At 48.3% G+C, this 23,465-nt stretch carries 20 protein-coding genes, 1 tRNA gene and 2 pseudogenes; 5 read left to right on the top strand and 18 right to left on the bottom strand.

The window, feature by feature from the left end; all coding sequences use genetic code 11:
* The first annotated feature begins 58 nt into the window (after positions 1–58).
* Positions 59–1,945 carry a methyl-accepting chemotaxis protein gene (locus NT239_14695; GenBank protein ID XGA70993.1) on the top strand — a complete coding sequence of 629 codons (1,887 nt, stop codon included), beginning with the start codon at positions 59–61 and terminating at the stop codon, positions 1,943–1,945.
* A 105-nt stretch (positions 1,946–2,050) separates the two neighbouring features.
* Here NT239_14695 and pyk read toward each other — a convergent pair whose 3' ends face one another.
* On the bottom strand, positions 2,051–3,493 hold the full coding sequence (pyk, locus tag NT239_14690) for a pyruvate kinase (GenBank protein ID XGA70992.1): 1,443 nt from the start codon (positions 3,491–3,493) through the stop codon (positions 2,051–2,053).
* Positions 3,494–3,738: 245 nt separating this feature from the next.
* Here pyk and NT239_14685 point away from each other — a divergent pair.
* Positions 3,739–3,814 (top strand) — tRNA-Arg (locus NT239_14685).
* Between the two features lie 32 nt (positions 3,815–3,846).
* Here NT239_14685 and fliJ read toward each other — a convergent pair.
* The 15 genes and pseudogenes from fliJ to NT239_14610 form a co-directional block, all read right to left on the bottom strand.
* Positions 3,847–4,290 (bottom strand): flagellar export protein FliJ, encoded by a 444-nt coding sequence (fliJ, locus tag NT239_14680; protein XGA70991.1) that lies wholly within the window; start codon positions 4,288–4,290, stop codon positions 3,847–3,849.
* A 39-nt stretch (positions 4,291–4,329) separates the two neighbouring features.
* Positions 4,330–5,730 (bottom strand): flagellar protein export ATPase FliI, encoded by a 1,401-nt coding sequence (gene fliI, locus NT239_14675; GenBank protein XGA70990.1) that lies wholly within the window; start codon positions 5,728–5,730, stop codon positions 4,330–4,332.
* A complete protein-coding gene (locus NT239_14670; protein ID XGA70989.1) occupies positions 5,714–6,574 on the bottom strand; it encodes a FliH/SctL family protein in 861 nt (286 codons plus the stop codon). The genes fliI and NT239_14670 overlap by 17 nt, the downstream gene beginning before the upstream one ends.
* Positions 6,575–6,583: 9 nt before the next feature.
* A complete protein-coding gene (gene fliG / locus NT239_14665; GenBank protein ID XGA70988.1) occupies positions 6,584–7,591 on the bottom strand; it encodes a flagellar motor switch protein FliG in 1,008 nt (335 codons plus the stop codon).
* A 12-nt stretch (positions 7,592–7,603) separates the two neighbouring features.
* A complete protein-coding gene (gene fliF, locus NT239_14660; protein ID XGA70987.1) occupies positions 7,604–9,319 on the bottom strand; it encodes a flagellar M-ring protein FliF in 1,716 nt (571 codons plus the stop codon).
* A 26-nt stretch (positions 9,320–9,345) separates the two neighbouring features.
* The gene (gene fliE, locus NT239_14655) at positions 9,346–9,669 is read right to left on the bottom strand and encodes a flagellar hook-basal body complex protein FliE (protein ID XGA70986.1); all 324 of its coding nucleotides are present in this window, start codon (positions 9,667–9,669) and stop codon (positions 9,346–9,348) included.
* A gap of 73 nt (positions 9,670–9,742) precedes the next feature.
* Positions 9,743–11,071, bottom strand: a complete 1,329-nt coding sequence (locus tag NT239_14650; protein ID XGA70985.1) for a sigma-54 dependent transcriptional regulator — start codon at positions 11,069–11,071, stop codon at positions 9,743–9,745.
* Positions 11,072–11,080: 9 nt separating this feature from the next.
* Entirely contained in the window at positions 11,081–12,169 is a 1,089-nt protein-coding gene (locus NT239_14645; GenBank protein ID XGA70984.1) for a chemotaxis response regulator protein-glutamate methylesterase, read from the bottom strand.
* Between the two features lie 23 nt (positions 12,170–12,192).
* Positions 12,193–12,807, bottom strand: coding sequence for a chemoreceptor glutamine deamidase CheD (cheD, locus tag NT239_14640; GenBank protein XGA70983.1), 615 nt, complete (start codon positions 12,805–12,807; stop codon positions 12,193–12,195).
* A complete protein-coding gene (locus tag NT239_14635; GenBank protein ID XGA70982.1) occupies positions 12,807–13,655 on the bottom strand; it encodes a chemotaxis protein CheR in 849 nt (282 codons plus the stop codon). The genes cheD and NT239_14635 overlap by 1 nt, the downstream gene beginning before the upstream one ends.
* Positions 13,656–13,768: 113 nt before the next feature.
* Positions 13,769–14,896: pseudogene (locus NT239_14630) on the bottom strand (methyl-accepting chemotaxis protein).
* 480 nt (positions 14,897–15,376) lie between these two features.
* Positions 15,377–16,537: pseudogene (locus tag NT239_14625) on the bottom strand (MCP four helix bundle domain-containing protein).
* A gap of 19 nt (positions 16,538–16,556) precedes the next feature.
* Complete coding sequence (locus tag NT239_14620) at positions 16,557–17,036, bottom strand: chemotaxis protein CheW (protein XGA70981.1); 480 nt, start codon at positions 17,034–17,036, stop codon at positions 16,557–16,559.
* A gap of 8 nt (positions 17,037–17,044) precedes the next feature.
* A complete protein-coding gene (locus NT239_14615; protein XGA70980.1) occupies positions 17,045–19,132 on the bottom strand; it encodes a chemotaxis protein CheW in 2,088 nt (695 codons plus the stop codon).
* 21 nt (positions 19,133–19,153) lie between these two features.
* Positions 19,154–19,519 (bottom strand): response regulator, encoded by a 366-nt coding sequence (locus NT239_14610; GenBank protein ID XGA70979.1) that lies wholly within the window; start codon positions 19,517–19,519, stop codon positions 19,154–19,156.
* 181 nt (positions 19,520–19,700) lie between these two features.
* On the opposite strand from NT239_14610, the gene NT239_14605 reads away from it, so the two are divergent.
* The 3 genes from NT239_14605 (at position 19,701) to NT239_14595 (ending at position 21,796) form a co-directional block, all read left to right on the top strand.
* Positions 19,701–20,360, top strand: coding sequence for a glutathione S-transferase N-terminal domain-containing protein (locus NT239_14605; protein ID XGA70978.1), 660 nt, complete (start codon positions 19,701–19,703; stop codon positions 20,358–20,360).
* A gap of 145 nt (positions 20,361–20,505) precedes the next feature.
* Positions 20,506–21,237 (top strand): YebC/PmpR family DNA-binding transcriptional regulator, encoded by a 732-nt coding sequence (locus NT239_14600; protein ID XGA70977.1) that lies wholly within the window; start codon positions 20,506–20,508, stop codon positions 21,235–21,237.
* Positions 21,238–21,331: 94 nt separating this feature from the next.
* Complete coding sequence (locus NT239_14595) at positions 21,332–21,796, top strand: isoprenylcysteine carboxylmethyltransferase family protein (GenBank protein XGA70976.1); 465 nt, start codon at positions 21,332–21,334, stop codon at positions 21,794–21,796.
* Positions 21,797–21,818: 22 nt separating this feature from the next.
* Here the strand turns inward: NT239_14595 and NT239_14590 are convergent, their stop codons facing one another.
* Positions 21,819–22,658, bottom strand: a complete 840-nt coding sequence (locus NT239_14590; GenBank protein ID XGA70975.1) for a sulfurtransferase — start codon at positions 22,656–22,658, stop codon at positions 21,819–21,821.
* 25 nt (positions 22,659–22,683) lie between these two features.
* Positions 22,684–23,460 carry a histidinol-phosphatase gene (hisN, locus tag NT239_14585; GenBank protein XGA70974.1) on the bottom strand — a complete coding sequence of 259 codons (777 nt, stop codon included), beginning with the start codon at positions 23,458–23,460 and terminating at the stop codon, positions 22,684–22,686.
* Positions 23,461–23,465 lie beyond the last annotated feature (5 nt).

Below are 23,465 nucleotides of genomic sequence, written 5' to 3'. Positions count from 1 at the left end.
TTTGGCCGATATCAAACCGATACAGAAGTAAAATAGTTTGATCACAAGGGGTCACACCATGTTCTCGTCTTTACGCCTGCGACTTATTGCTTTTATCGCGATTCTCATCTTGCTGGTAGCAACATTTCTCACCATTGGTGCTTACAGCAAAATGCGCAACGAAATGATTAATACCGGTTTGCGCAACGAGATTATCGGCGTGGAAACCGGCTACACCGTCATGCTGCGTAACTGGATTCATGAGAAAAAATTGATTTTAGGTTCAACAGCGCAAGCTTTGGAAAAAACCAATGATGTTCAAGTGAGTATTGATCAGGCTGTGCGGAGTTCTAGTTTTGACGTTGTCTATTTAGGTACAACCGACAAGCAAATGTTTTACACCAAGGATATGAAGCTGCCACCGGGGTATGACCCCACAGGGCGCCCTTGGTATTTACAAGCAGTTAAAGAAGATAAAGCGATTATGACTCCGCCGTATATTGATGCGGGGACAAAACTACTGACTCTTTCCTTTGCCGCCCCCGTAAAGAAAGATGGTCAACTTTTTGGCGTAGTTTCTTCTGATATTTTCCTGGATGCCATTGTAAAAGATGTTCTCAGCATTAAGATGACGGGCAATGGCTATGCGATTTTGGCGGATAAACAAGGTACGATTTTGGTCCACTCGGATCAAAGCAAAGTGCTCAAACCACTCAGCGAATTAAGCACAGCATTGACCGCCGACATCCTAGCGAATATAGATAAAAGCCAAGACTTCTTCGAAACAGATATTAATGGTGAGGGCAAATTTGTTTTCGCCAAATCGGTCGAAGGCTCTGACATGTATATGGTCATGGTGATCGACAAAGCCACTGCATTGGCGCCACTGCAACAATTGCTGTGGATGGCGATTGGCACATTATTGGTAATTTTGGTGATCGTGATTCCATTGGCGAGCTACCTTGTGAATCGCATGTTGTCTGGTTTGGAACGCGTACGCAAAGGGATGGTGGAAATTTCACAGGGCGAAGGCGATTTAACCCGTCAAATTCAAATTGAAGGCGATGATGAAATTGCCCAAACCGCTAAAGCATTCAATCAATTTACCGCTCGTTTGCGCACCATGTTTAGCGATTTGCGCAAAGAGACCGAAAACCTCACTACCGGGGTTCAGCAGATTAATCAGGTGATTAATACTCTCTCTGACGATTCTCGCGTTTTATCAGACATGGCAGCAACCAATGCTGCAACAATCGAAGAAATTACGGTCAGCATTAGCCACATTGCGGACAATGCAGGTGAAGCGAACGATTTGGTTAACAATACCGGTGCTCTGTCGGCTGATTCGGCCAAAACAATGAACGAAGTAGCGACCGAAGTGGGCAAATCAGCGAGCGAAGTTCGCGATCTATCAACCCTGCTCGATCGCCTGAACCAGCGCAGCCAAGAAATCAGCGGCATTATTCAAGTAATTAAAGAAATCGCCGACCAAACCAATTTGCTGGCGCTTAACGCTGCCATTGAGGCCGCGCGTGCGGGTGAACAAGGTCGAGGCTTTGCCGTGGTGGCTGATGAGGTGCGTAAATTGGCCGAGCGTACCAGTACGGCCACGCTGGAAATCACTGGCATGATTGATGGTATCCGTGGCGAGACCAACGAAGCGGTTCGCAATATGGAATCGACCTTGGGGGCGGTGCAATCAGGTGTGAGTTTGTCGAATGAAGCCGCGGAAAAAATCGTCGATATTCGCCGCAATATGAGCCAAGTGATGGAGAAAATGAGCGAAATCGCGCACGCGACTAAAGAGCAGCAAGACGCAACGACAATGATGGCGCAAAGCGCGGAAAATATTACCAGCCAAATGCAGCAATCTGATGCCGCCTTGCACCGCGCAAATGATTCAGTTGCTCAATTGAATCACCTCGCTGGCTTTTTGCGTGAGATGTTTGGTCGCTTTAAAGTTTAACGGGTATTGCCCTATATAGCTTGATAGATAAGGAACACAAAGATATACCATTCAAAAGGCCGCTTTTCAGCGGCCTTTTTATTCACGTCAATTTCACTTCAATTTTTACTTTGCTAACTTTTGTGCTTCACCTGCTTTAATAATTTTCAGGCAGTTCGTGCCGCCCAACATCCCAACCACATCACCAAAGGTGAAGGCGATTAAATCACCGGGTTGCACAATGCCACGGCGCAGCATTTCTAATTCAGCACGAACCAGCAGTGATTCACGATCCGTATTATCGTGCGAGAGCATCACCGGTTCAACATCGCGGAATAATGACAAGCGGCTATAGGTTTCGGCCTCAGGCGTGAGCGCATAAATCGGCACACCAGAAATCACCCGCGACATCCACAACGCGGATGAGCCCGATTGCGTTAAGGCCGCAATCACTTTGACATTCAAATGGTTTGAGGCAAACAAAGCCGCCATCGAAATCGTTTGATCGACGCGGGTATATTCGCCATCGAGCAGCGCTTCGTTGCTCACCTTATAATCCTGCGATTTCTCAGCTTCCAAGCAGATGCGCGACATCGCCTCCACCGTTTCCACCGGATATTGGCCCGATGCGGTTTCGGCCGACAACATGACCGCGTCGGTACCGTCGAGCACAGCGTTCGCCACGTCTGATACTTCTGCACGCGTCGGTACTGGGCTAGAGATCATCGATTCCATCATCTGCGTCGCTGTGATGGTCAGCTTATTCATGCGGCGCGCGGCTTTAATCATGCGTTTTTGCAGCGCAGGCACTGCAGCATCGCCCACTTCAACCGCTAAATCGCCACGCGCAACCATAATGCCGTCTGATGCTTCCAAAATTTCGGCCAAATTCGCAATCGCCTCGGTGCGCTCGATTTTGGCAATCAGCAGCGCTTTGCTACCCGCAGCGCGCAATAAGGTGCGCGCCATATACATATCGGCCGCGCTTTTTGGGAATGATACAGCGACATAGTCTGCGTGCAATTTAGCCGCCACTTTGATGTCTTCCATGTCTTTGGCGGTTAAAGCAGGCGCAGTTAGGCCGCCACCTTGGCGATTAATGCCTTTGTTATTAGATAAAGTGCCACCGACCAGCACCGTGGTAAATACTTTTTGCCCTTCGACCGCATCAACGATTAGCTGAATTTTCCCGTCGTCGAGCAATAAAATATTGCCAGGCTCTACATCGTTAGGTAGTTCTTTGTAGTCCAGCCCCACTACCGTTTGATCGCCGAGCTCGCACGCGGCATCCAGAATAAATTTTGCCCCGTTGGCGAGTTCGATTTTGTTCTTTTTAAATTTGCCAACACGGATCTTTGGCCCTTGCAAGTCGACCATAATCGCAATCGGGCGGCCTACTTTCTTCGCTTGTTCACGCACTAAGGCGGCGCGATCCAGATGATCTTGCGCCGTTCCGTGCGAAAAATTAAGCCGAACCATATTCACCCCAGCCGCCACCAAACGTTCTAACGTTGCGGCATCACTCGAAGCTGGGCCTAGGGTTGAAACAATTTTAGTGCTGCGTAACATGCAAAACTCCTTTCAATTGATTCGGCATTGATGTGCCTAAACGGCAATCGGATTAATTTCTATTTTGAACAGTTAGAAAACAAACGATCTGAGCCTAATCAATTTAAGTTGATTTGCATGCAATATCAGCGAAGTTGTCGCTTAAATGCCAATTTCATTTTCAATCGGTGGCATTGCAGAAAAGAAATGACGAAGTAATTGATTGGACGCGGCTTCGCTAAAAAAGTAGAATGCCGCTTCTGGTTGTCCCTATAGCTCAACAGGATAGAGCACTTGCCTCCTAAGCGAAAGATCCCCGTTCGAGTCGGGGTGGGGATACCAAAAACTAAAAGCCCCATAGCGGGGCTTTTTTATTAACCGTCAGATGAATTGGGTCGTATGCGGCTATTAAATTCATCGAGTATTTTTTGTTCGCGCTGGTTTTCTTTTTTAAGCTCGCTTTGCTCATGCCGCACGCGCAGTGCATCAAAAGCTTTAACTTTCTTCTCGCAGGCCAGCCAATCGGCTTTACGCCGCTCGTACTCTTGGCTGAGACGCGCCACTTCGTCGCCCTGCTGCACCGCAGCACCGTCTAGTTTAGCCAGAAACAATTGAAAATCGCGCCATTGCACCACCGACATCCCTGCCTGAGCACTATTGGCCAAACGAGCGCGATATTCGGCGCGAAAACCATCCACTTGTTCTAACTTGGATTTGGCCAGTAACCACGCGGCTTGCGCTGTTTGCATGGCGCGTGAGGCTTCCTCGCGCTCGTCTTGCGCAAGTTGCAATAAAAAGGCGAAACGAAAAGCGGCCACGAGAAATACCAGCGATGATTAAGGGATAGTGCCTAGCGTTTATTGAGCGAATAATTGCGCCAGCTTCATTCTAGCGCCCTCATAGCCTTCTTGCTCGTTAATGGACTGCTGCAAAAAGGCTTCAAAGCTCGGATGGCGACGGATGGCATCGTCTAACACAGGATCAGAGCCCGGCACATAAGCGCCGACACTAATCAAATCTTTGCTGCGCTGATAGCGTGAATATAAAAATTTAAAGCGGCGCACCATCTCGAATTCTTGATGGCTAATAATATCGTGCATTACCCGCGAGATCGACGCCTCAATATCAATCGCAGGGTAATGCCCCGATTCGGCCAATTGCCGACTCAGGACAAAGTGGCCGTCCAAAATCGCCCGCGCATTATCGGCGATCGGGTCTTGCTGATCGTCGCCTTCCGACAGCACGGTATAAAACGCGGTGATCGACCCGCCGCCTTCACGACCGTTACCGGCGCGCTCGACCAACTGCGGCAAGCGCGCAAATACCGAGGCCGGATAGCCTTTGGTTGCAGGTGGTTCTCCAATCGCCAACGCAATTTCACGCTGCGCCATGGCGTAACGCGTTAGCGAATCCATAATCAGCAGTACATTTTTGCCCTGATCGCGAAAATACTCAGCAATACTCGTCGCATACGCCGCGCCGTACAAACGCAGCAGTGGCGGCGTATCTGCGGGAGCCGCCACGACAACGCTGCGTGCCCGGCCTTCATCGCCCAGAATATTTTCGATAAAATCTTTCACCTCGCGGCCACGCTCGCCGATCAAGCCGACCACCACCACATCGGCCGCAGTGTAGCGCGCCATCATGCCGAGCAGCACCGATTTACCAACGCCGGAGCCAGCAAACAAACCCAAACGCTGGCCGCGCCCTACGGTGAGCATCGCATTAATCGCGCGTACGCCGACGTCCATCACGGTGCGGACTGGCTCTCTATCCATTGGGTTGTAGGCGCGGGAAAACAAAGGGTAATAAGCTTCGTTATTAATCGGGCCTTTGCCATCCAAAGGGCGACCTAAACCATCGAGAATTCGGCCAAGCAAATTCCAGCCAACCGGCACTTGCCGACCATGATCTTCGGCGCGGCGCTGCTCTAGCCGCGGTTGACCAAACTGGGGGCGCCATGCGGCGACTTCTTCGCGCGGCATTACGCTCGCGCCAGGTTCGATACCGTAGACTTCGGCGATGGGCATTAAAAACAGCCGCTGTTCTTGAAAGCCGACGACGACCGCTTCTACGGGGTGGCCACTGGGAGTCATCACATCGCAGGAAGCGCCAATCGGTAGACGCAAACCAACCGCTTCAAGCACCAAACCCGAAACACGCGTCAAGCGGCCGCGAGGCAGCCACGGTTTGACGGTTTTCACCGCCGAACCGCAATCGCGCAAATAATCTTGAATCGACTTAAGCGTCGGGTTCATCTTCGTCTGCTGGCGTTATGGGCGGGATGGGGGCAATAGCTTCAGTTGCGGCTTGCAGATCATTAGGCTCGGTAGCCAAAGGTACTCTACTACCGTATTGCTCTAGAGAAAAATCTAAATCTTGCTTAGAGCCCAATACCCCAATAATTTTCTTCCAGCGGCTAGCAAGCGAAAACTCTAGCTGCGTATTGGGCGTTTCAATGCGGCAACTGCCGGTGCTTAATTGTTCATCGGCAACAAAGCGCCACACGTCTTCCGGCAATTCATAGCGCAAATCGTGCTGTAGTAGCTGCAAATCATCTGGCGCCAAGTAGAGTTTGGCTGGATTTGTCGCAGTGGGTATCGCAGCGAGCGCTTCTCGAATCGGCACTAATAATTGCTTTGGGTGTTGGCGTAACTCGTCACCGATCATTTGCTTGGCGACCAATAAGGCCAACTCCAAGACGGAATCGGCCAACACTTGCTCGCTTTGCTGGCAGGCTTGGGCAATATTTTGCAACAAGGGGCCTAGCTGCTGTAACTCAAGCTGAGCTTGAGCACGCCCCTCGGCTAAACCGGCCTGATAACCTTCTTCATGCGCCTGATGCTGAATCGCTTCGATTTCTTCCGCCGTGGGGTACGGCATCGCATTAGCAATGGCCTCGCTCTGCAAAGCCTCTACAGGTTCGGGAATCGCCTCAACAATAGGCTCGGGTTCGCTTATTTCAAGCGGCTGAGTCTGTGCCAATTCCGGCTCAGCTTCAGGCTGCGGCGCCAATGGTTTATCGAGTAAAGAATTAAACTGCCAGCGCTGAAACTCGGTCAGCTCTTCGCTAGGAATAATACGACGTGGATGACCCGACACTACTTATCCTTACTCAATCATGCCTTCGCCGCCACTACCGCCCAGGACAATCTGCCCCTCATCGGCGAGTCGACGTACGATTTTAAGAATTTCTTTCTGCTCGCCTTCCACTTCAGACAATTTAACTGGCCCTTTGGCTTCCAGATCTTCACGCAACATTTCTGCGGCACGCTGCGACATATTTTTGAAGATTTTTTCGCGCAGCGCTTGGCTCGTGCCTTTGAGCGCAATAATCAGTGAATCCGATTGCACTTCGCGCAGCAAGATCTGAATGCCACGGTCGTCAATATCCAAGACATTATCGAAGGTAAACATTTTGTCCTGAATTTTTTGTGCCAACTCTGGATCGTATTCGCGAATATTGGCCACCGCCGAGGCTTCGACCACGCCGCCCATAAAGTTGAGGATATCCGCCGCCATTTGCACGCCACCAATTGCGCTTTTCTTCAGCTTGTCTGAACCGGATAGCAATTGCGTCAAAACATCGTTTAGTTCTTTCAATGCGGCGGGCTGTACGCCTTCCAAGGTGGCGATCCGAAGTAGAACATCGTTGCGAACGCGCTCAGAGAAATTGCTCATGATTTCGGATGATTGATCAGGCTCTAAATGCACCAAAATGGTCGCGATAATCTGCGGGTGTTCATTGCGGATTAATTCAGCAACGGCAGCAGAATCCATCCATTTGAGCGATTCAATCCCGTTGTTGTCATTGCCCTGCAAAATACGGTCGAGCAGGTTGGCTGCTTTGTCCGTACCAAGTGCTTTGGTCAACACCGAGCGAATATATTCATCTGCAGCGCCCAAATTGGCACGATTTTGCGATGCGGCTATAAAATCACCTAGTACGGCATCCATTTGATCGCGCGTTACGGAGTTCATATTGGCCATTTCAAAACCCAATTTTTGAACTTCCTTTGGACCTAGGAATTTAAATACTTCGACCGCAGCATCTTCACCCAACGACATCAGCAGCAACGCGCTTTTATGCACGCCATCTTCATTTAAATTGGCAGCCATGATTGCTCCTGCTTAGGACACTTTGTTCGGATTAGATTTATCGTCTTGTGGGGTCATCCATTCACGCAAAATAGTCGCAACCATACGTGGATCGTTTCGGGCCAATTCCTTAGCTTGCTGCAACAGATCAGCAAATGCAGCCATTTTATTTTGCTCTTCAGGACTATCATCAGAGCCCCCTTCAATCGAAAAGACACTGCCGCCACCTGGCTCTCCAAGGTCGAGCTCAACCGAGCGCGCCTCTTCACGCGAACGAGAAAGGTCTTTCATCAAAGGCCGTACCACAAAGAACAGTAGATACAGCGATGCGACAAAAATAACGAACATTTTCAAGACTTCAATCGCGTTACCTTGGATGTAATTCAACGCTTTATCAGGTAGCGCTTTTTCTTCCAAAGGCATAGATTCAGCAAATGCAGCGTTTACTACATTGACCGAGTCGCCGCGATCTTTGTTGTAACCAATCGCCTCGCGGACCAAATTATTAATTTGCGTCATCTCCGCTGCCGTGAATGGCACGTAAGCAATTTTGCCTTCTTTATCTTTGCCAGCCTTATAGTTTAATACCACAGCTGCAGAGAGCCTTTTTACAATGCCAACCGGTTGTTTTACATGCTGGATGGTTTTATCCACTTCGTAATTGGTCGTTGCGTCTTTGCGTGTATTTGCCGCTACGCTAACGCCAACTGCGCTCGCATCCGACGCCACCGGTGCAGTGATTGGTGCTGCAGCCGCGCCTGGGGGCTGATTGGATAGCGCACCTGGGACCCCCATGGCGTTATCGACGCCAGAGCGCCCTGATTGATCGCTGGTTTGCTGGCTTCGAATCGCAGCAGCATTAGGCGGTGAATTAGGCTTAAAACTCTCCGAGGTTTGCTCAATTTCGGCAAAATCGACTTGAGCGGTAATTTCGGCACGGACATTGTCTTTACCAACGATTGGGGCCAAAATCGTTTGCACCCGCTCAACAAATCCACGCTCGATTTGGCTCACATATTGCAACTGACGCTGATCTAAATTACCGCGCGAATTCAAATCGGCAGAGCGCGATAACAGATTACCGTCCTGATCAACCACGGTAACGTTTGCAACTGGCAAGCCAGGAATGCTGGATGACACTAAATGAATAATGCCGGCCACTTGTCCACCATCAAGCACTCGTCCCGGGTGCAGAGTGAGTACAATCGATGCCGATGGTTTTTGTTGGTCACGCAGAAAAACGGTTTGTTTGGGTGTTGCCAAATGAACTCGAGCTTTTTCAACCGCAGAAATTGATTCAATAGAGCGGGTTAACTCACCTTCAACCGCACGCTGGTAATTGACCTGCTCGGCAAACTGCGAAACACCAAACTTTTGGTTATCAAGTAACTCAAACCCAACATTACCCGCCTTTGGTAAGCCTTGGGCAGCAAGTTTGAGTCGTACATCGTAGATGTTTTCCGCAGGAACAGAAATCATGCCTGCATCGAGTTTATAAGGGATTTTCATCTGCTCGAGCGACTGAACGATGGCACCCCCATCTTTGTCTGGCAGATTGGTAAAGAGGATCCGGTAAGCGGGCTCACGCGACCACAGCAAAGAACCGACAACAGCTGCAATTATTACGGCGACCATCACCATCGCCATCATTTTGCGGCCAGGGGGCAACGCATCGAAGCGTTGTCGAAGCCCGCCGATATTTCTTGCTGTCACCAAGGAGTTATCTGTTGCGACGCCCGCTTCTGCCATACCCTACCGATTATCAGTGCTGCAGGTTAAACCTGCATATTCATAACTTCCTGATAGGCAGTAACGAGCTTGTTACGAACTTGAACCATGGTTTGAAAACTCAAGCTGGCCTTTTGCAATGAGACCATCACATCTTGCAAATTGGCATCAGGATCGCCCGATTGAAATGCGACCTGTTTAGCTTGAGCATCCTGCGATACTTGGTTAACTTGATCAATAGATTCTTTCAGTACATCGGCAAACTTGGGTGCACCAGGCACTTCGGTTGGCTGATTGACCGTTTGGCCTGAAGCCAATGCAGACATTGATCTTAATTCACCGAGCAGCTGATCGATTCCCTGCACGCTCATGACTACCTACCTTCCTTGCAAAATTGTAGGGGCGCAAGCCTGTTGCAGCAAGCACTTCCTACGCCTTGTCGTGTTAAATTGGCAAACTACCGTCCTCTTCACGGTATTGCGCTAGTTTATAGCGCAGTGTTCGCTCACTCATGCCCAATTTTTCTGCCGCAGCCTTTCTCACCCCACCCACAGACTTTAGAGCATCAAGAATCATGGTTTTTTCCATATCCTTGATATTACTGCTCACGGGCACAGGTTCTGCATCGACCACTGCACCGGCAATTTTTGCCGCCTGATGCGGCAAAAAAAGGTGATCAGCGGCAACTTCATCCCCAGGAGCTAAAATCAGGGCGCGCTGCATTACATTATCCAATTCTCGAATATTGCCAGGCCAAGTGTGATGCGTAAGTGCATTTTGCGCTGACTCTAGCAGTACAGGCACTCGGCGCTTTTGTACAGCCGCATACCTTGAAAGCATATTACGTGCCAAAGGCAATATATCGTCAATTCGATCTCTCAAAGAGGGAATTTGCAGAGGAAAGACATTAAGACGATAAAACAAATCCTCTCTGAAACGCCCGTCTTTTACCTCTAATGCAAGATCCCTATTCGAAGTCGCCAGTACCCGAATATCCAAGGCAATTGACTTAACCCCTCCTACTCGCTCGAGCTCTCGCTCTTGCAGCACACGGAGTAGTTTTGCTTGGAGTGGCAATGGCATTTCGGTGACTTCATCTAACAATAAAGTGCCGCCTTGCGCTTGCTCAAACTTACCAATATGGTGAGTTGCAGCCCCAGTAAAAGCCCCTTTTTCATGCCCAAATAAAGTGGACTCTAATAATTGCTCTGGAATCGCTGCGCAATTTATCGCAACAAACGGCTTGCTCGAACGAGCACTATGGCGATGAATAAATCGCGCTAACACTTCTTTACCAACCCCAGATTCCCCAGTGAGCATGATGGATGCATCAGAAAAAGCGGCTCTGCGTGCCACATCTAATAATTGCTGCATCGGAACTGATTCAGCAACCAGTTGATCCTCACCAACATCTGGCAACAAATAACGCCCCACCAGCTCTAAAAGCGCAGCAGGCTCAAAAGGTTTTGGTAAATAATGGCTTGCACCAGCGTGCAAAGCACTGACTGCCTTTTCAATCACCCCATACGCTGTCATCAAAATAACCGGAAGACACGGATAACGTTGCTTAATTTCAACTAGCAGTGCTTCACCATCCATCGGCTGCATTTGTACATCAGAAACAACCAGACCAACTTGTTGGCTTTCGATCACTTTCAATGCTGATTGACCATCTTCGGCAATTAATACTAAATATCCATCAAGCTCTAGCGTATCAACTAAGGCTTCACGTAAATCATCATCATCTTCAACAATTAAAACCGGTAAGGTCATGTAAACCCTTTAAATCCGCAACGCACGGCTACTATTATTAGCAATCCAATTCATGACCTTCTGCGTCATGTCTTTTAGAGACACCACTTCATGAACACCACCAACAGCAATGGCTTCCTTAGGCATCCCAAACACAACGCAACTTGCTTCATCTTGAGCAAAATTATGCGCTCCTGCTTGGTGCATTTCTAACATACCTTGAGCACCATCTTTACCCATGCCGGTTAGAATTACACCAACAGCATTCCGTCCCGCGATGTTCGCAGCTGAACGGAAAAGAACATCAACCGAAGGGCGATGTCGATTCACAGGTGGCGCTTGTGATAACTCACAAATATAGTTGGCCCCAGACACACCCAGTAAAAGATGCGAATGACCAGGCGCAATATACGCATGCCCAGGCAAAATTCGTTCGCCATGCTCAGCTTCTTTCACAGATATTCTGCATAACGAATCAAGACGATTAGCAAATGATTTGGTAAACGACTCAGGCATATGTTGCGCAATCAAAATAGCCGGAGCATCAGGAGGAATCGGCATCAAAAACTCTTTCAATGCTTCAGTCCCACCGGTAGATGAGCCAACGATAATTAATTTCTCTGATTTTAATAGTGGTCGAGACACTTTAGGTAGAACCGCATCCGCAGTATTGCTAGGTGCCACTGGCGCAATCGGTTCACGAACCATACTTCTTACTTTTGCTTTTGACGCCATTCGAATTTTATCGCGAATCTCTTCAGAATATTCCTCGATTTTACTCGCAATATTCATTTTTGGCTTTGCAATAAAATCAACTGCACCAAGCTCAAGTGCTCGCAACGCAACTTCGGAGCCTTGCTCGGTCAATGAAGAAATCATCAATACGGGAGTTGGCTTCAGACGCATTAAGCGGGCCAAAAAATCGAGTCCGTCCATTTTGGGCATTTCAACATCTAAGGTGATTACGTCTGGATTTAGTTCACGTATCAGCTCCCGAGCAACTAATGGATCTGGCGCAGTTGCTACGCACTCCATATCACCCGCTTTATCGATCACTTCTTTCAGTAACGACCTGATCAGGGCCGAGTCATCTACCACCACTACCTTTATCTTAGGCATTTTTATCAACCTCATGCGCCAAATCAGTTAAACAACTCGATGTCTCCACCCTTATCCATATGGCTAAGACGTGAGCCATACACTTTTTCACGCTCAACAATCGTATTATTGTGAACTGATTTTAATTTTTTAACTAAAACACGACCATTTTTAGGAAAAAAATAAACTTTTCGTGGAAAAATATCGAGTAAATCTTCTGCCACAATCGGAATTTGCTCTATGGATAGAAAGGTTTTCACAAACTCAACATTTCTCAAGCCCACATTCGAGACCGTAAAACCACGCAATACATTGCCACCACCAAAAACCTTAGCTTCCAACCTATTTTTCTTTGCACCTTGTTTTAGAAGTTGATTGATTAGCACTTCCATTGCATAGGTTCCATATCGGGTCGACAAACCATTAACCGTCGCCATGTCTTCCTGTGATTCTGGCAGCATAAAATGATTCATTCCTCCGATACCTGTTACAGCATCTCGCACGCAAGCAGCCACACATGAACCTAAGACAGTCACCAAAACCATCTCTCTACCCGTCACATAATATTCACCGGGCAATATTTTTGCCGCCTCGATCGAGAAATTTTTGTCATAGTAAATCGTTGGAGCTAACACCTCTTCATAATCAGAAATTGACATTAGGGTTTACTCCATATTGCTTTGGCCTTATCTGAAAGTTGATAGGTCGTTTTTCCAAACGATCGATAATAATCAGACATAAAATGTAGATTCTCTGAATGACCAACGTACAACAACCCATCTTCTTTTAATAATCGACCAATTTTCTCTAAAATTATTTTTTGCGTTGCCTGATCAAAATAAATCATTACATTTCGGCAAAAAACGGCATCAAATTTACCAGATAAAGGCCAGCGATCATCTAGCAAATTAATTTGTTGAAATTCGAGCAAGTCACGCAGGGCTTTTTTTGCCATAACCTTGCCCGCATTATTTTTGTTTCCCTTCAGAAAAAAGTTACGTTTACGCTCCAGCGACAATTTTTCCAACTTATCAATCGAATAAATACCCTGCGCAGCTGTTCTAAGAACATTGGTATCTAAATCTGAAGCAATAATCTCTACAGGGGGCTTGGCTAAATTAAAGGCCTCAATTGCCGTCATTGCCAATGAATAGGGCTCTTCACCCGTAGATGAAGCCGCGCACCAAATACGAAATGGGTGCGATGCACTTCTTTGCATTTGCTCAGCCAATAAATCAAAGTGGTGTGACTCTCTAAAAAAAGAGGTCAAATTAGTGGTTAGGGCATTGATAAACTGTTGCCATTCCTCTGAATCGGGATTTTGTTCAAGCCAGCGCAAATACCCAGAGAAGGTATCATACTGTAAAGCACGCAACCTCCTAGCTAGGCGGCTATACACCATCTGCTGCTTGCTTTCATTGAGACGAATACCAGCTCGTCGATAAATTAAATCGACCACTTTTGCAAAATCGGCTTTGGTGTAATTAAATTCATGATCATTTTGCATAACGTCAACCGTCGGGCCTTAGCAAATTGGAGCTTAAAACTTGCGAGTAAAAAGAGGGGCTTAGAGCCCCTCTTTGACCTAAAGCAGAACATCATCATCAGGAGCGAGCGGGATTAAAACTCCTCCCAATCATCATCAGCGCCTCCTAAATTAGGCACATTTCGGTTTGCAGCCTTAGCGGTAACAGGTTTAGCGGCGGCAGCAATCACTCTGCTCGGCACACTTGCTGCAGTGGGGGCTCGTTTACTCGATTGCGTATTCAGCATTTTTCCACCAAGCAATTTGAAAATACCAACAGTTTGCGTCAGATTATTCGCTTGATCCTCTAGGCTTTCTGCCGCAGCTGCCGCCTCTTCAACCAAGGCCGCATTTTGTTGCGTATTTTCATCCATGTGTGTAATGGCTTGATTGACCTGCTCAATCCCTGCGCTTTGTTCGTTCGATGCGGCAGAAATTTCGCTCATGATATCGGTGACGCGCCGTACCGCACTCACCACATCCTGCATGGTATGGCCAGCCTGATCGACTAATTTAGAACCCGCTTCCACTTTAACGACTGAGTCACCAATCAGATTTTTGATCTCTTTTGCTGCACCGGCAGAGCGTTGCGCTAAATTACGAACTTCGGAAGCAACAACCGCAAAACCACGCCCCTGCTCACCTGCTCGCGCCGCCTCAACTGCAGCATTGAGCGCCAAGATATTGGTTTGGAAGGCAATTCCATCTATCACCGAAATAATATCGACAATTTTCTTCGCAGAATCATTGATATCGGACATCGTTGAAACGACTTGGCCAACGACCTCACCACCTTTAACCGCAATATCGGAGGCGCCAATCGCCAGCTGATTGGCTTGTCGCGCATTTTCGGCGTTTTGCTTCACAGTCCCAGTCAGCTCTTCCATACTTGATGCAGTTTCTTCCAAGCTTGCGGCTTGCTGTTCCGTGCGACTAGACAAATTACTATTACCAGCAGCAATTTCTTGCGAGGCCACATTAATGGTCGATGCTGCTTCTTGAATGTTGGTGACAATTTCAGCCAAACGATCACAAGTCATATTGCAGTCGTCTTTCAATTGCCCCAGTAAGCCACGATAATCAGCGCTGATTTTTTGCGTTAAATCACCTTGGGCAAGAGCACCAAGAACACGGGCCACATCACTCATCCCGGCCTCGCTCGAGCTGAGCATTTGATTCATGCCTTCAGCTAGCTTGAGCATAAAGCCCTCTTTCCCTGCCGAACTGAGGCGGCGCGAGAAATCACCATTAACAGCGGCTTCAACCAGGGTACTTACTTCATTTTCAATCGCCACTTCTGCCGTACGATCCACCCATTCAACCACCGACCCTAAACGTTTTCCGGCATGATCAAATACCGGATTAGCAATCAATAAGAATGTTTGGCCGGCAACGGTAATTTGTGAACGATAAGTATTGGTCAAGTTGGCCAACAAAGTAGACTGATGGCTTGGGTTACGATGGAAGCCATCCATATTGGTACCAATCAATTTGCTGACATTAAAGTTGGGGAGCACTTTTCTGAGTTCAGGCTCAACCCGAGACAGCATCGCGGTCACAGCCTTGTTCATATACACAATATTGCGATTTTCATCTGCCAGCATGACGTTGGTCGAAGTGGCTTCCAGCGCACCCAAGATCCGTGCATTCTCTTCGGCCATTTTGCGTTCACGATTTTCAGCTTCAATAGCTTCAGTACGGTCTAGCCATTCAACGACATAACCTTCGCGGCCATTTTTCTCATTCATTACGGGGTTAACAATTAAGGCAAAGGTGCGTCCGCCAACCACAATGCTAGTGCGATGCTCACCATTCAGGCGGTCAAGCATGCTGCGTTGATGGCTTGGGTTTTTGTGGAAGCTATCAATATTCACACCAATCACATTGCGCGCATTAAATTGTGGCAAATCTTTGCGAATATCTGCTTCGGCATTTTGCAAAAGTTTTTCTACTGCTCGATTACAGTAAATAATATTACGATCTGCATCGGAGATCATCACACTGGTTGAAACAGAATCCAGCGCCGTTTTAACTCGGGCGTTATCAGCCGCCATTTTCGCGGAGTCTCGTAATTTCAATTGCAAAGTACGAATTTGAGCTAGCAGACTCGACTCTGCCACACCCGCTACATTCAAATCTTGGCTTAAATCACCGTCCGCAATTTTATTAACTTGAACTTGAACATACTCAAGGTCCGCACCTAATTGGCGACGCAGGCGACGAACCAATAATGTGCCAATAGCTATAGCGATGATGAGACCAATGATGGAAGTGACAATAATTTGGTTTTTTAAGGTCTCTGCGGATTCTTCCAAATCTTTCGCGCTAGCTAAAGCACCTTCTTGTTCTTGTTTGCCAAAATCCAGGATCACATCGCGATATGCATTAAACGAATCACGTAACTCGCCCATGACAAAACTACGGCTCTCTGCAACATTACCTGAGTCAAACAAGGATTTAAATTTCTCTTGCGCAGCAACAAAGGCCGAACGCTTCTCTTTAACCTTATTAATATAATCAAGCGCTTCGGCATCATTAATGCTTTTTGCCTGGTTTTCAATTTCTTCTACTGTTTTACCAATATTTGCTCGTGTAGCCAAAACCCTAGCCCATTCTTCATCCGATTTGGCTTTATCCTCAGGCGTGCTATTACCCAATATTTGCATATTGCGCAAAGAACGCGCAATCGTATTGGCATCATTAATGATTTCTTGCGTTTTAACTAAATGAGGTAAATGATCTTCAGTCAGATCTTTCATATCCGCTGAGGTTGCCGTAGCTGCGCGATAGGATACCGCCGCTAAAATAATGATGACTAAAACTAGCACACCGATCCCAAGGCTAAGGCGGCGATTTAATGTCATGTTCTCCATGTTTTTCTCCTTATGCAGCAACCGCTTCAACCAGTGCCATATCGGCACTTGTCATGAGTTTCTCAATATCGACCAAAATAATCATTCTTTCGTCAACCGTACCTAACCCTAAGATATAAGCGGTGTCCAATGCCGCACCGAACTCAGGAGCACTGCGTAATTGATCGGTAGCCAACGTCATCACATCCGATACCCCATCGACGACAATGCCTAATGTTCTTTGCGCCACATTTAAAATAATTACTACGGTGAATTGATCATACGTTGGGTTTCCAATATTAAATTTAATTCTTAAATCCACAATGGGTACAATATTGCCGCGTAGATTGATCACACCTTTAATAAAATTTGGCGAATTGGCGATACTAGTTACCGCATCGTAACCACGAATCTCTTGGACTTTGAGTATATCAATACCGTATTCTTCTTTACCCAAAGCAAAAACCAATAACTCACGGTTCACTTCTTCATCTTTTACTATTTGGTCCATATAACCTCCTACGCAGCCACTTTGGCGATATCTGAAGATGAAATGTGTTGTGCCATTTTTACCAAGGCGGCCACATCTAAAATAAATGCCACATGGCCATCACCCATTATTGTTGCCCCGGCCACGCCATTAACTCGACGATAATTAGTCTCTAGATTTTTTACTACCACTTGATGCTGCCCTAATAAATCATCGACAAATAAAGCGACCTTCTGACCTTCAGCCTCTAAGATAATGACTAAACCTTCTTCAAATGATCTAATTTTTGTTGGCAAATTGAATATGTCATAAAGCGCAATCAGAGGAAGATATTCTCCTCGAACGTTAATAACGTTGCCACGCCCAGCCAGCGGTTTTATTTCTGTAGTCCTAGGCTGCAATGATTCAATAATGAAGGTTAATGGAATAATATAGAGTTCATTTGAGGCAGAAATTGACATGCCATCCAAGATCGCCAATGTCAGTGGTAAACGAATACTCATGGTTGAACCAACGCCAGTCATTGACTGAATTTCTACTCGGCCACCCATTGCTTGGATATTTTTTCTCACTACATCCATACCGACTCCACGACCAGAAACGTCGGTAATTTCGGCTGCAGTTGAAAAGCCTGCTTCAAAAATCAACATCCATACTTCGTTATCCGACATATTGTCGCTAACATTCATGCCGCGTTCTTTAGCTTTATTTAAGATTCGTTCGCGACTTAAGCCAGCACCATCATCACTGACCTCGATCACAATATTGCCGCCCTGATGAAAGGCTTTGAGCGTTAAAGTACCCTGCTCTTGTTTATTGCGAGCGAGGCGCGTCTCCGGCATTTCTATGCCATGATCTAAACTATTTCTGACCAAGTGAGTTAATGGATCGCTAAGTTTTTCAATAAATCCTTTATCCAACTCGGTATTTTCACCAATCATTCGTAATTCAACTTTTTTTCCTAATTTACCCGCCAAATCACGCACTAAACGGGGATAGCGATTAAATACAAAGGAAATTGGCATCATGCGAATTGACATTACCGACTCTTGCAATTCGCGCGTATTACGCTCAAGCTGAGCAACACCACTTAATAATTTTTCATGCAGGACAGGATCAAGCTGCAGGGCATTTTGCGCCAGCATCGATTGGGTAATGACTAATTCACCGACCAAATTCAATAATTGATCCACTTTCTCCACGCTAACTCGGATCGAGCTATCGGGATTTTTGTCAGTAGCACGCTCATTTGCAGACCGTACAGGAGCCACGGTGGTAGGTTCTGTGGGTACTGAATTGGTAACTGGCTCGTTTTGGGGGGGAGGGGGAACAATAGGCACGGGAGTAAAAAAACCATACCCCTTGTTTTCATCCGCAATCGACGTTTCCACAGGGGGGGCTAAAGGTTCAAAGAAACCAAAACCCACATCAATTTGCGGCGTGGGTTCAATTTCCGGCATAAAGAACCCAAAATCAGGGGATTCATCGCTTGAATTCTCGATCGATACCCGTTCTGGTGCGACTAAAAATGCAATTGAATCCTGTATTTTCTGCCGCGGGGTATCCGTTTTAATCCGGTAGCGCCATGGGCTAAGCGCATCTCCTGGCTCGTAGTCATCCACTTCACCAAAACGAGCTAACTCACTGGCTAATAAAGACGAATCAAAATCTTCACCAGCTTGAATTACTATGGTCAGCGCTGCCAAATCATTCGGCACGGCGACCGTTTCGTCGGCAACCAGGCGAGTTAACATGTCGGTAATGCGGGTAATTTCGTCACTATCAATATCGCTATTGTCTCGATGAGAAGCCAAAATCGCTTGCAGCACATCACCCGATTGTAAAAAGGCATCGACCATTTCGGGTTTGAGTGCAATTTCATTTTTGCGAATCCGATCAAGCAGGTTCTCTAAAACATGCGTTACTTCAGTTAGATCAGTAAATCCAAAAGTAGCCGCCCCCCCTTTGATCGAATGAGCCGCACGGAAAATAGCATTGAGGTCTTCTGGATCTGGTGAAGTCACATCCAATTTGAGCAACAAGGCTTCCATATTTGCCAAGTGCTCTGCGGCTTCATCAAAAAAAACCGCAATAAATTGGCTCATATCGATTGTCATAACTCCCCCTCGCCAATGCGGCTAACCGATGACTTTGCGCACCACTTCAAGCAGCTTTTGCGGATCAAACGGTTTGACGAGCCAACCTGTTGCTCCAACTGCTCGGCCTTGTTGCTTCATGGCATCGCTAGATTCTGTGGTTAGCATTAAAATCGGTGTTGCTGCATATTGCGGCAAGCCGCGCAAGGTACGAATCAGCGTTAAGCCATCCATTCCGGGCATGTTTTGATCGGTAAGGACTAAATCAACTTGTGCGGCTTTAGCCTGAGTTACCCCAGCATTGCCATCAACGGCTTCAACCACTTCATAGCCCGCGCTGCGCAAAGTGAAGCTGACCATCTGCCGTATGGAAGCTGAGTCATCCACCGCTAGAATTTTTTTTGCCATACTTCCCCCTTCATCACAAACGTCATACATAACCGGATGGCGCGACGCACAAAAGCGCTTGAGCCGTTTCTGTTTATAGGCAAGACTGCGAAGCAATGCCATTTAAAATGCAAGAAACCAACACAATCTTTGCAAACACTGTCATTAAACACCTGATTTATTTGTATTTTTGAGTATCGAAATGTCAGAACCAATCCCGCCACATCCCATTTTGTATTCATTTCGTCGGTGCCCGTATGCGATGCGCGCACGTTTGGCGATCCGCTTAAGTGGACTCACAGTAGAGTTACGAGAAGTGGTACTACGCGACAAACCAGCAGAGCTATTGAACACCTCGGCCAAAGGCACTGTGCCAGTGCTGCAATTGCCCACGGGGGAAGTCATCGATCAGAGCCTAGACATCATGCGCTGGGCGTTTGAACATCGCGACCCACTGGGCTGCTTACAAGACAACTTGGCGGCGCAACTAGCACTCATCAAACTGCACGACACACAATTTAAACCCTTACTTGATCGCTATAAATATCCAGAGCGCCATCCAGAATTAAGCTTCGCCGAGCATCAATACCAAGCCATGTATTGGCTTAAAAGTCATATTGAAGCTAATCTAGATAAGCATACCCACCTATTCAGCAATAAGGTTTCACTTGCCGATCTAGCGATCATGCCTTTTATTCGGCAATGTGCCGCAGTAGACGCGGCGGCGTTTGCGCAGCATGCCAGCCCTCAATTACAACAGTGGTTATCGCATTGGCTCGCGTCTGAGCTTTTGCACGCGTGCATGGAAAAATACCCGCAATGGCGAGCAGGTCAGGCGCCGGTGCTGTTTGGCGCAAAGTAAAATCACCGGACGGCGGTATTTCAAGCCACAATTTGCGCGGGGTTTAATCTAAATCGAATCTGCGTTGATGCGTCGATATTTTGGCCGCACCGCGCTCATGCTAGAATAGCGCCCAATTAAATTAACCAGATTGAACGGGTGCAGCATGGCAGGTCATAGCAAGTGGGCAAATATTCAGCATCGTAAAGGCCGTCAGGACGCCAAACGCGGCCAGATTTTTACCAAGCTGATCAAAGAAATCACCGTTGCGGCCAAAATGGGCGGCGGCGATGTCACGATGAACCCACGTCTGCGTCTGGCGATTGATAAAGCCAAAGCGCAATCGATGCCAAAAGACAATATCGAAAGCGCAATCAAACGCGGTACCGGCTCGCTCGACGGCGTTGATTACATCGAAACACGTTATGAAGGTTATGGCTTGGGCGGCGCAGCGGTAATGGTTGATTGCCTCACTGACAACCGCACCCGCACCGTGGCTGATGTGCGCCATGTATTTAGCAAATACGGCGGCAATATGGGCACCGACGGTTGCGTGAGCTTTCAGTTTAAACATTGCGGCTATTTGATTTTCGCACCCGGCACTGACGAAGATGCGTTGATGGAAGCGGCACTCGAAGCTGGCGCAGACGACGTGACAACAAATGAAGACGGCTCGATCGAAGTGATCACGCCACCATACGAATTCGTGACGATCAAAGAAACGCTGGAAGCGGCCGGTTTCAAAGCCGAAATGGGCGAATCAACGATGAAGCCACAAGGCGAAACCGAGTTGACTGGCGACGATGCGATCAAAATGCAAAAACTGATCGACATGATGGAAGCGCTCGACGACGTGCAAAACGTTTACACCACCGCGGTTTTTGACGAAGAAGAATGATCTGCGGCTTGTAAATAGCTTCATCAGCCCCACACTGCTGAGCACGTGGGGCTTTTTCTTGCCCAAAATATTCTAATGAACGGAGAAATCGCCGATGCTTAGCCGACTCGAACTAAAAATCATGCCGATGGTGCTGGTGTTGATTTTTGCGCTGGCGATGGCGGCGCTGAAATGGGCTTTGCCGGCAGTGAATTTACTATTGCCGCTCAATGGCCTGCTCGGCGTTGGTTTGATCTTGCTCGGCGTTGCGATTGTGCTGGCCGGCGGCTGGGCGTTTCGCCAAGCGCAAACGACGTTTAACCCGCGCACGCCCGATGCGGCGCGCGAATTGGTCGTCAGCGGCGTGTACCGCTATTCGCGCAACCCGATGTACCTCGGCTTTTTGCTGGTTTTAATCGGTTGGGCCGATCTGTTGGCCAACTTGGCCAGCTTCGCCATGCTGCCCTTGTTTGTACTGTATTTAAATCGTTTTCAAATTCAGCCTGAAGAGCGCAGCATGCACGCGCTGTTTGGCGCAGATTTTGCCCGCTATTGCCAGCAGGTACGGCGCTGGATTTAATCGGCCAGCGCCATTTGCCCATTTATTGCGTCACAGGGCGGCTTGGATCGCTGCACCACTCGCTCCACGAGCCCGGATACAGTCGCCCACCAGATAAGCCCGCCACTTCCAGCGCCAGCAAATTATGGCATGCAGTTACCCCACTGCCGCATTGATGGACAAGCTGCTTTGGCTCTAAATCACCGAGCAATACCCCCCACTCAGCGCGCAAAGCTTCTGCCGACTTGAAGTAGCCATTTTGCAAGTTCAGCATAAAGGAACGATTGGCCGCGTCTGGTATATGCCCAGCCACCGGATCCAAAGTTTCGCCAATACCGACAAACCGCTCGGCGCTGCGCGCGTCGACAACTTGAAAGTCGCCCGACTCCAAATTAGCCAACACCTCGTCAGCACTCACATGGCAGGCTTCGTTGATTTGCACATCAAATTGCACCGGCTTGATTGCGGCGATTTCGCTGAGCAACTCACCGCCCGCCGCTTGCCACGCAGCCAATCCGCCATCGAGCACCTGTACGCGCTCGGCCCCAAGCCAGCGCAGCAACCACCACAAGCGCGCGGCGAACGGGCCGCCGCTGCTGTCGTAAGCGACGACGTGCGTGTCGCGGGAGATGCCGAGCCCGCCCAATTTAATCGCCAACGTCGCCGCATTCGGCAGCGGGTGGCGACCATTTTTACCCGTTTTCGGCGCGGATAAATCTTCATCTAAATGCAAAAAGCGCGCGCCAGGTATATGGCCAGCCAAGTATGCAGCGCGGCCGGCATCGGCTTCGGCATTGCCCAATACATGGCGACAATCGACGACGACAACCTTGCCTTGCGGCAACAGGTTTTTTAATTCTGCGGCAGAAATCAGCGGTTTCATCGTAACTCCTTCTAGGGGTATTGGCTTAAACCTTGCTCATCACATTAAGTGCAGCTTGATACACCTCTGGGGTAGCTGCAGCAATCACGCGACCCGAGCTGCTGCGCGTTAAGGCTTGGCCTTGCCAATCGGTCATCAGGCCGCCAGCTGAAATCACCACCGGCGCTACGGCCGCAAAATCGTGCAGCTTCAAACCTTCTTCAACGACGACATCCAAACCACCTGTCGCCACCAAGGCGTATTGATAGCCGTCGCCGCCGTAAACGGTAAAGCGGCCGCCTTGCTGAAATTGCATAAACGCGTCGCGCCCCGCGTCACTAAAATACTGCGGCCCCGTTGTGCCGACGCGTGCGCGTGATAATTCGCTAATTTGGCTAACTGAAACGGGCTGATCGTTTAAGGTGCAACCCTGCCCGACCACGCCGACCCAACGCTCGTTGGCAATCGGCTGGTTCACGACGCCCAGCACTGGCACGCCGCGATACAAGAGGCCAATTAGCGTGACAAACAGCGGACGCCCCGTGATAAAGGCCTTGGTGCCATCGACCGGATCGAGCACCCACACCCAATCGGCGTCATCGCGCTCGGCGCCAAACTCCTCACCAATAATGCCATCTTGCGGGCGCTCGGCATTAATCAGCGCGCGCATCGCCAATTCGGCTTCGCGATCGGCTTGCGTCACGGGGCTGGCGTCAGATTTATCATCAATCGCTAAACCACTGCGGTAAAACGGGCGAATGACTGCGGCGCTGGCGTCGGCGAGTTTTTTGGCAAAGGCAATTTGTTCTAGGCTAGGTATCACAATGA

This window comes from Chitinibacter sp. SCUT-21 (genome assembly GCA_041874755.1).
Lineage (GTDB): Bacteria > Pseudomonadota > Gammaproteobacteria > Burkholderiales > Chitinibacteraceae > Chitinibacter.
The sequence above is the reverse complement of the archived record's forward strand: the minus strand, read 5'-3'. Positions and strand labels throughout refer to the sequence as shown.

Coding starts and splice junctions, on each gene's coding strand:
- NT239_14695 (XGA70993.1), top strand. CDS start 59: ATGTTCTCGTCTTTACGCCTGCGACTTATTGCTTTTATCGCGATTCTC.
- NT239_14635 (XGA70982.1), bottom strand. CDS start 13,655: ATGCAAAATGATCATGAATTTAATTACACCAAAGCCGATTTTGCAAAA.
- NT239_14615 (XGA70980.1), bottom strand. CDS start 19,132: ATGACAATCGATATGAGCCAATTTATTGCGGTTTTTTTTGATGAAGCC.
- NT239_14595 (XGA70976.1), top strand. CDS start 21,332: ATGCTTAGCCGACTCGAACTAAAAATCATGCCGATGGTGCTGGTGTTG.
- fliE (XGA70986.1), bottom strand. CDS start 9,669: ATGAGCGTGCAGGGAATCGATCAGCTGCTCGGTGAATTAAGATCAATG.
- NT239_14600 (XGA70977.1), top strand. CDS start 20,506: ATGGCAGGTCATAGCAAGTGGGCAAATATTCAGCATCGTAAAGGCCGT.
- fliI (XGA70990.1), bottom strand. CDS start 5,730: ATGAACCCGACGCTTAAGTCGATTCAAGATTATTTGCGCGATTGCGGT.
- NT239_14605 (XGA70978.1), top strand. CDS start 19,701: ATGTCAGAACCAATCCCGCCACATCCCATTTTGTATTCATTTCGTCGG.
- NT239_14650 (XGA70985.1), bottom strand. CDS start 11,071: ATGACCTTACCGGTTTTAATTGTTGAAGATGATGATGATTTACGTGAA.
- NT239_14610 (XGA70979.1), bottom strand. CDS start 19,519: ATGGCAAAAAAAATTCTAGCGGTGGATGACTCAGCTTCCATACGGCAG.
- cheD (XGA70983.1), bottom strand. CDS start 12,807: ATGTCAATTTCTGATTATGAAGAGGTGTTAGCTCCAACGATTTACTAT.
- fliF (XGA70987.1), bottom strand. CDS start 9,319: ATGGCAGAAGCGGGCGTCGCAACAGATAACTCCTTGGTGACAGCAAGA.
- fliG (XGA70988.1), bottom strand. CDS start 7,591: ATGGCTGCCAATTTAAATGAAGATGGCGTGCATAAAAGCGCGTTGCTG.
- NT239_14645 (XGA70984.1), bottom strand. CDS start 12,169: ATGCCTAAGATAAAGGTAGTGGTGGTAGATGACTCGGCCCTGATCAGG.
- pyk (XGA70992.1), bottom strand. CDS start 3,493: ATGTTACGCAGCACTAAAATTGTTTCAACCCTAGGCCCAGCTTCGAGT.
- NT239_14620 (XGA70981.1), bottom strand. CDS start 17,036: ATGGACCAAATAGTAAAAGATGAAGAAGTGAACCGTGAGTTATTGGTT.
- NT239_14590 (XGA70975.1), bottom strand. CDS start 22,658: ATGAAACCGCTGATTTCTGCCGCAGAATTAAAAAACCTGTTGCCGCAA.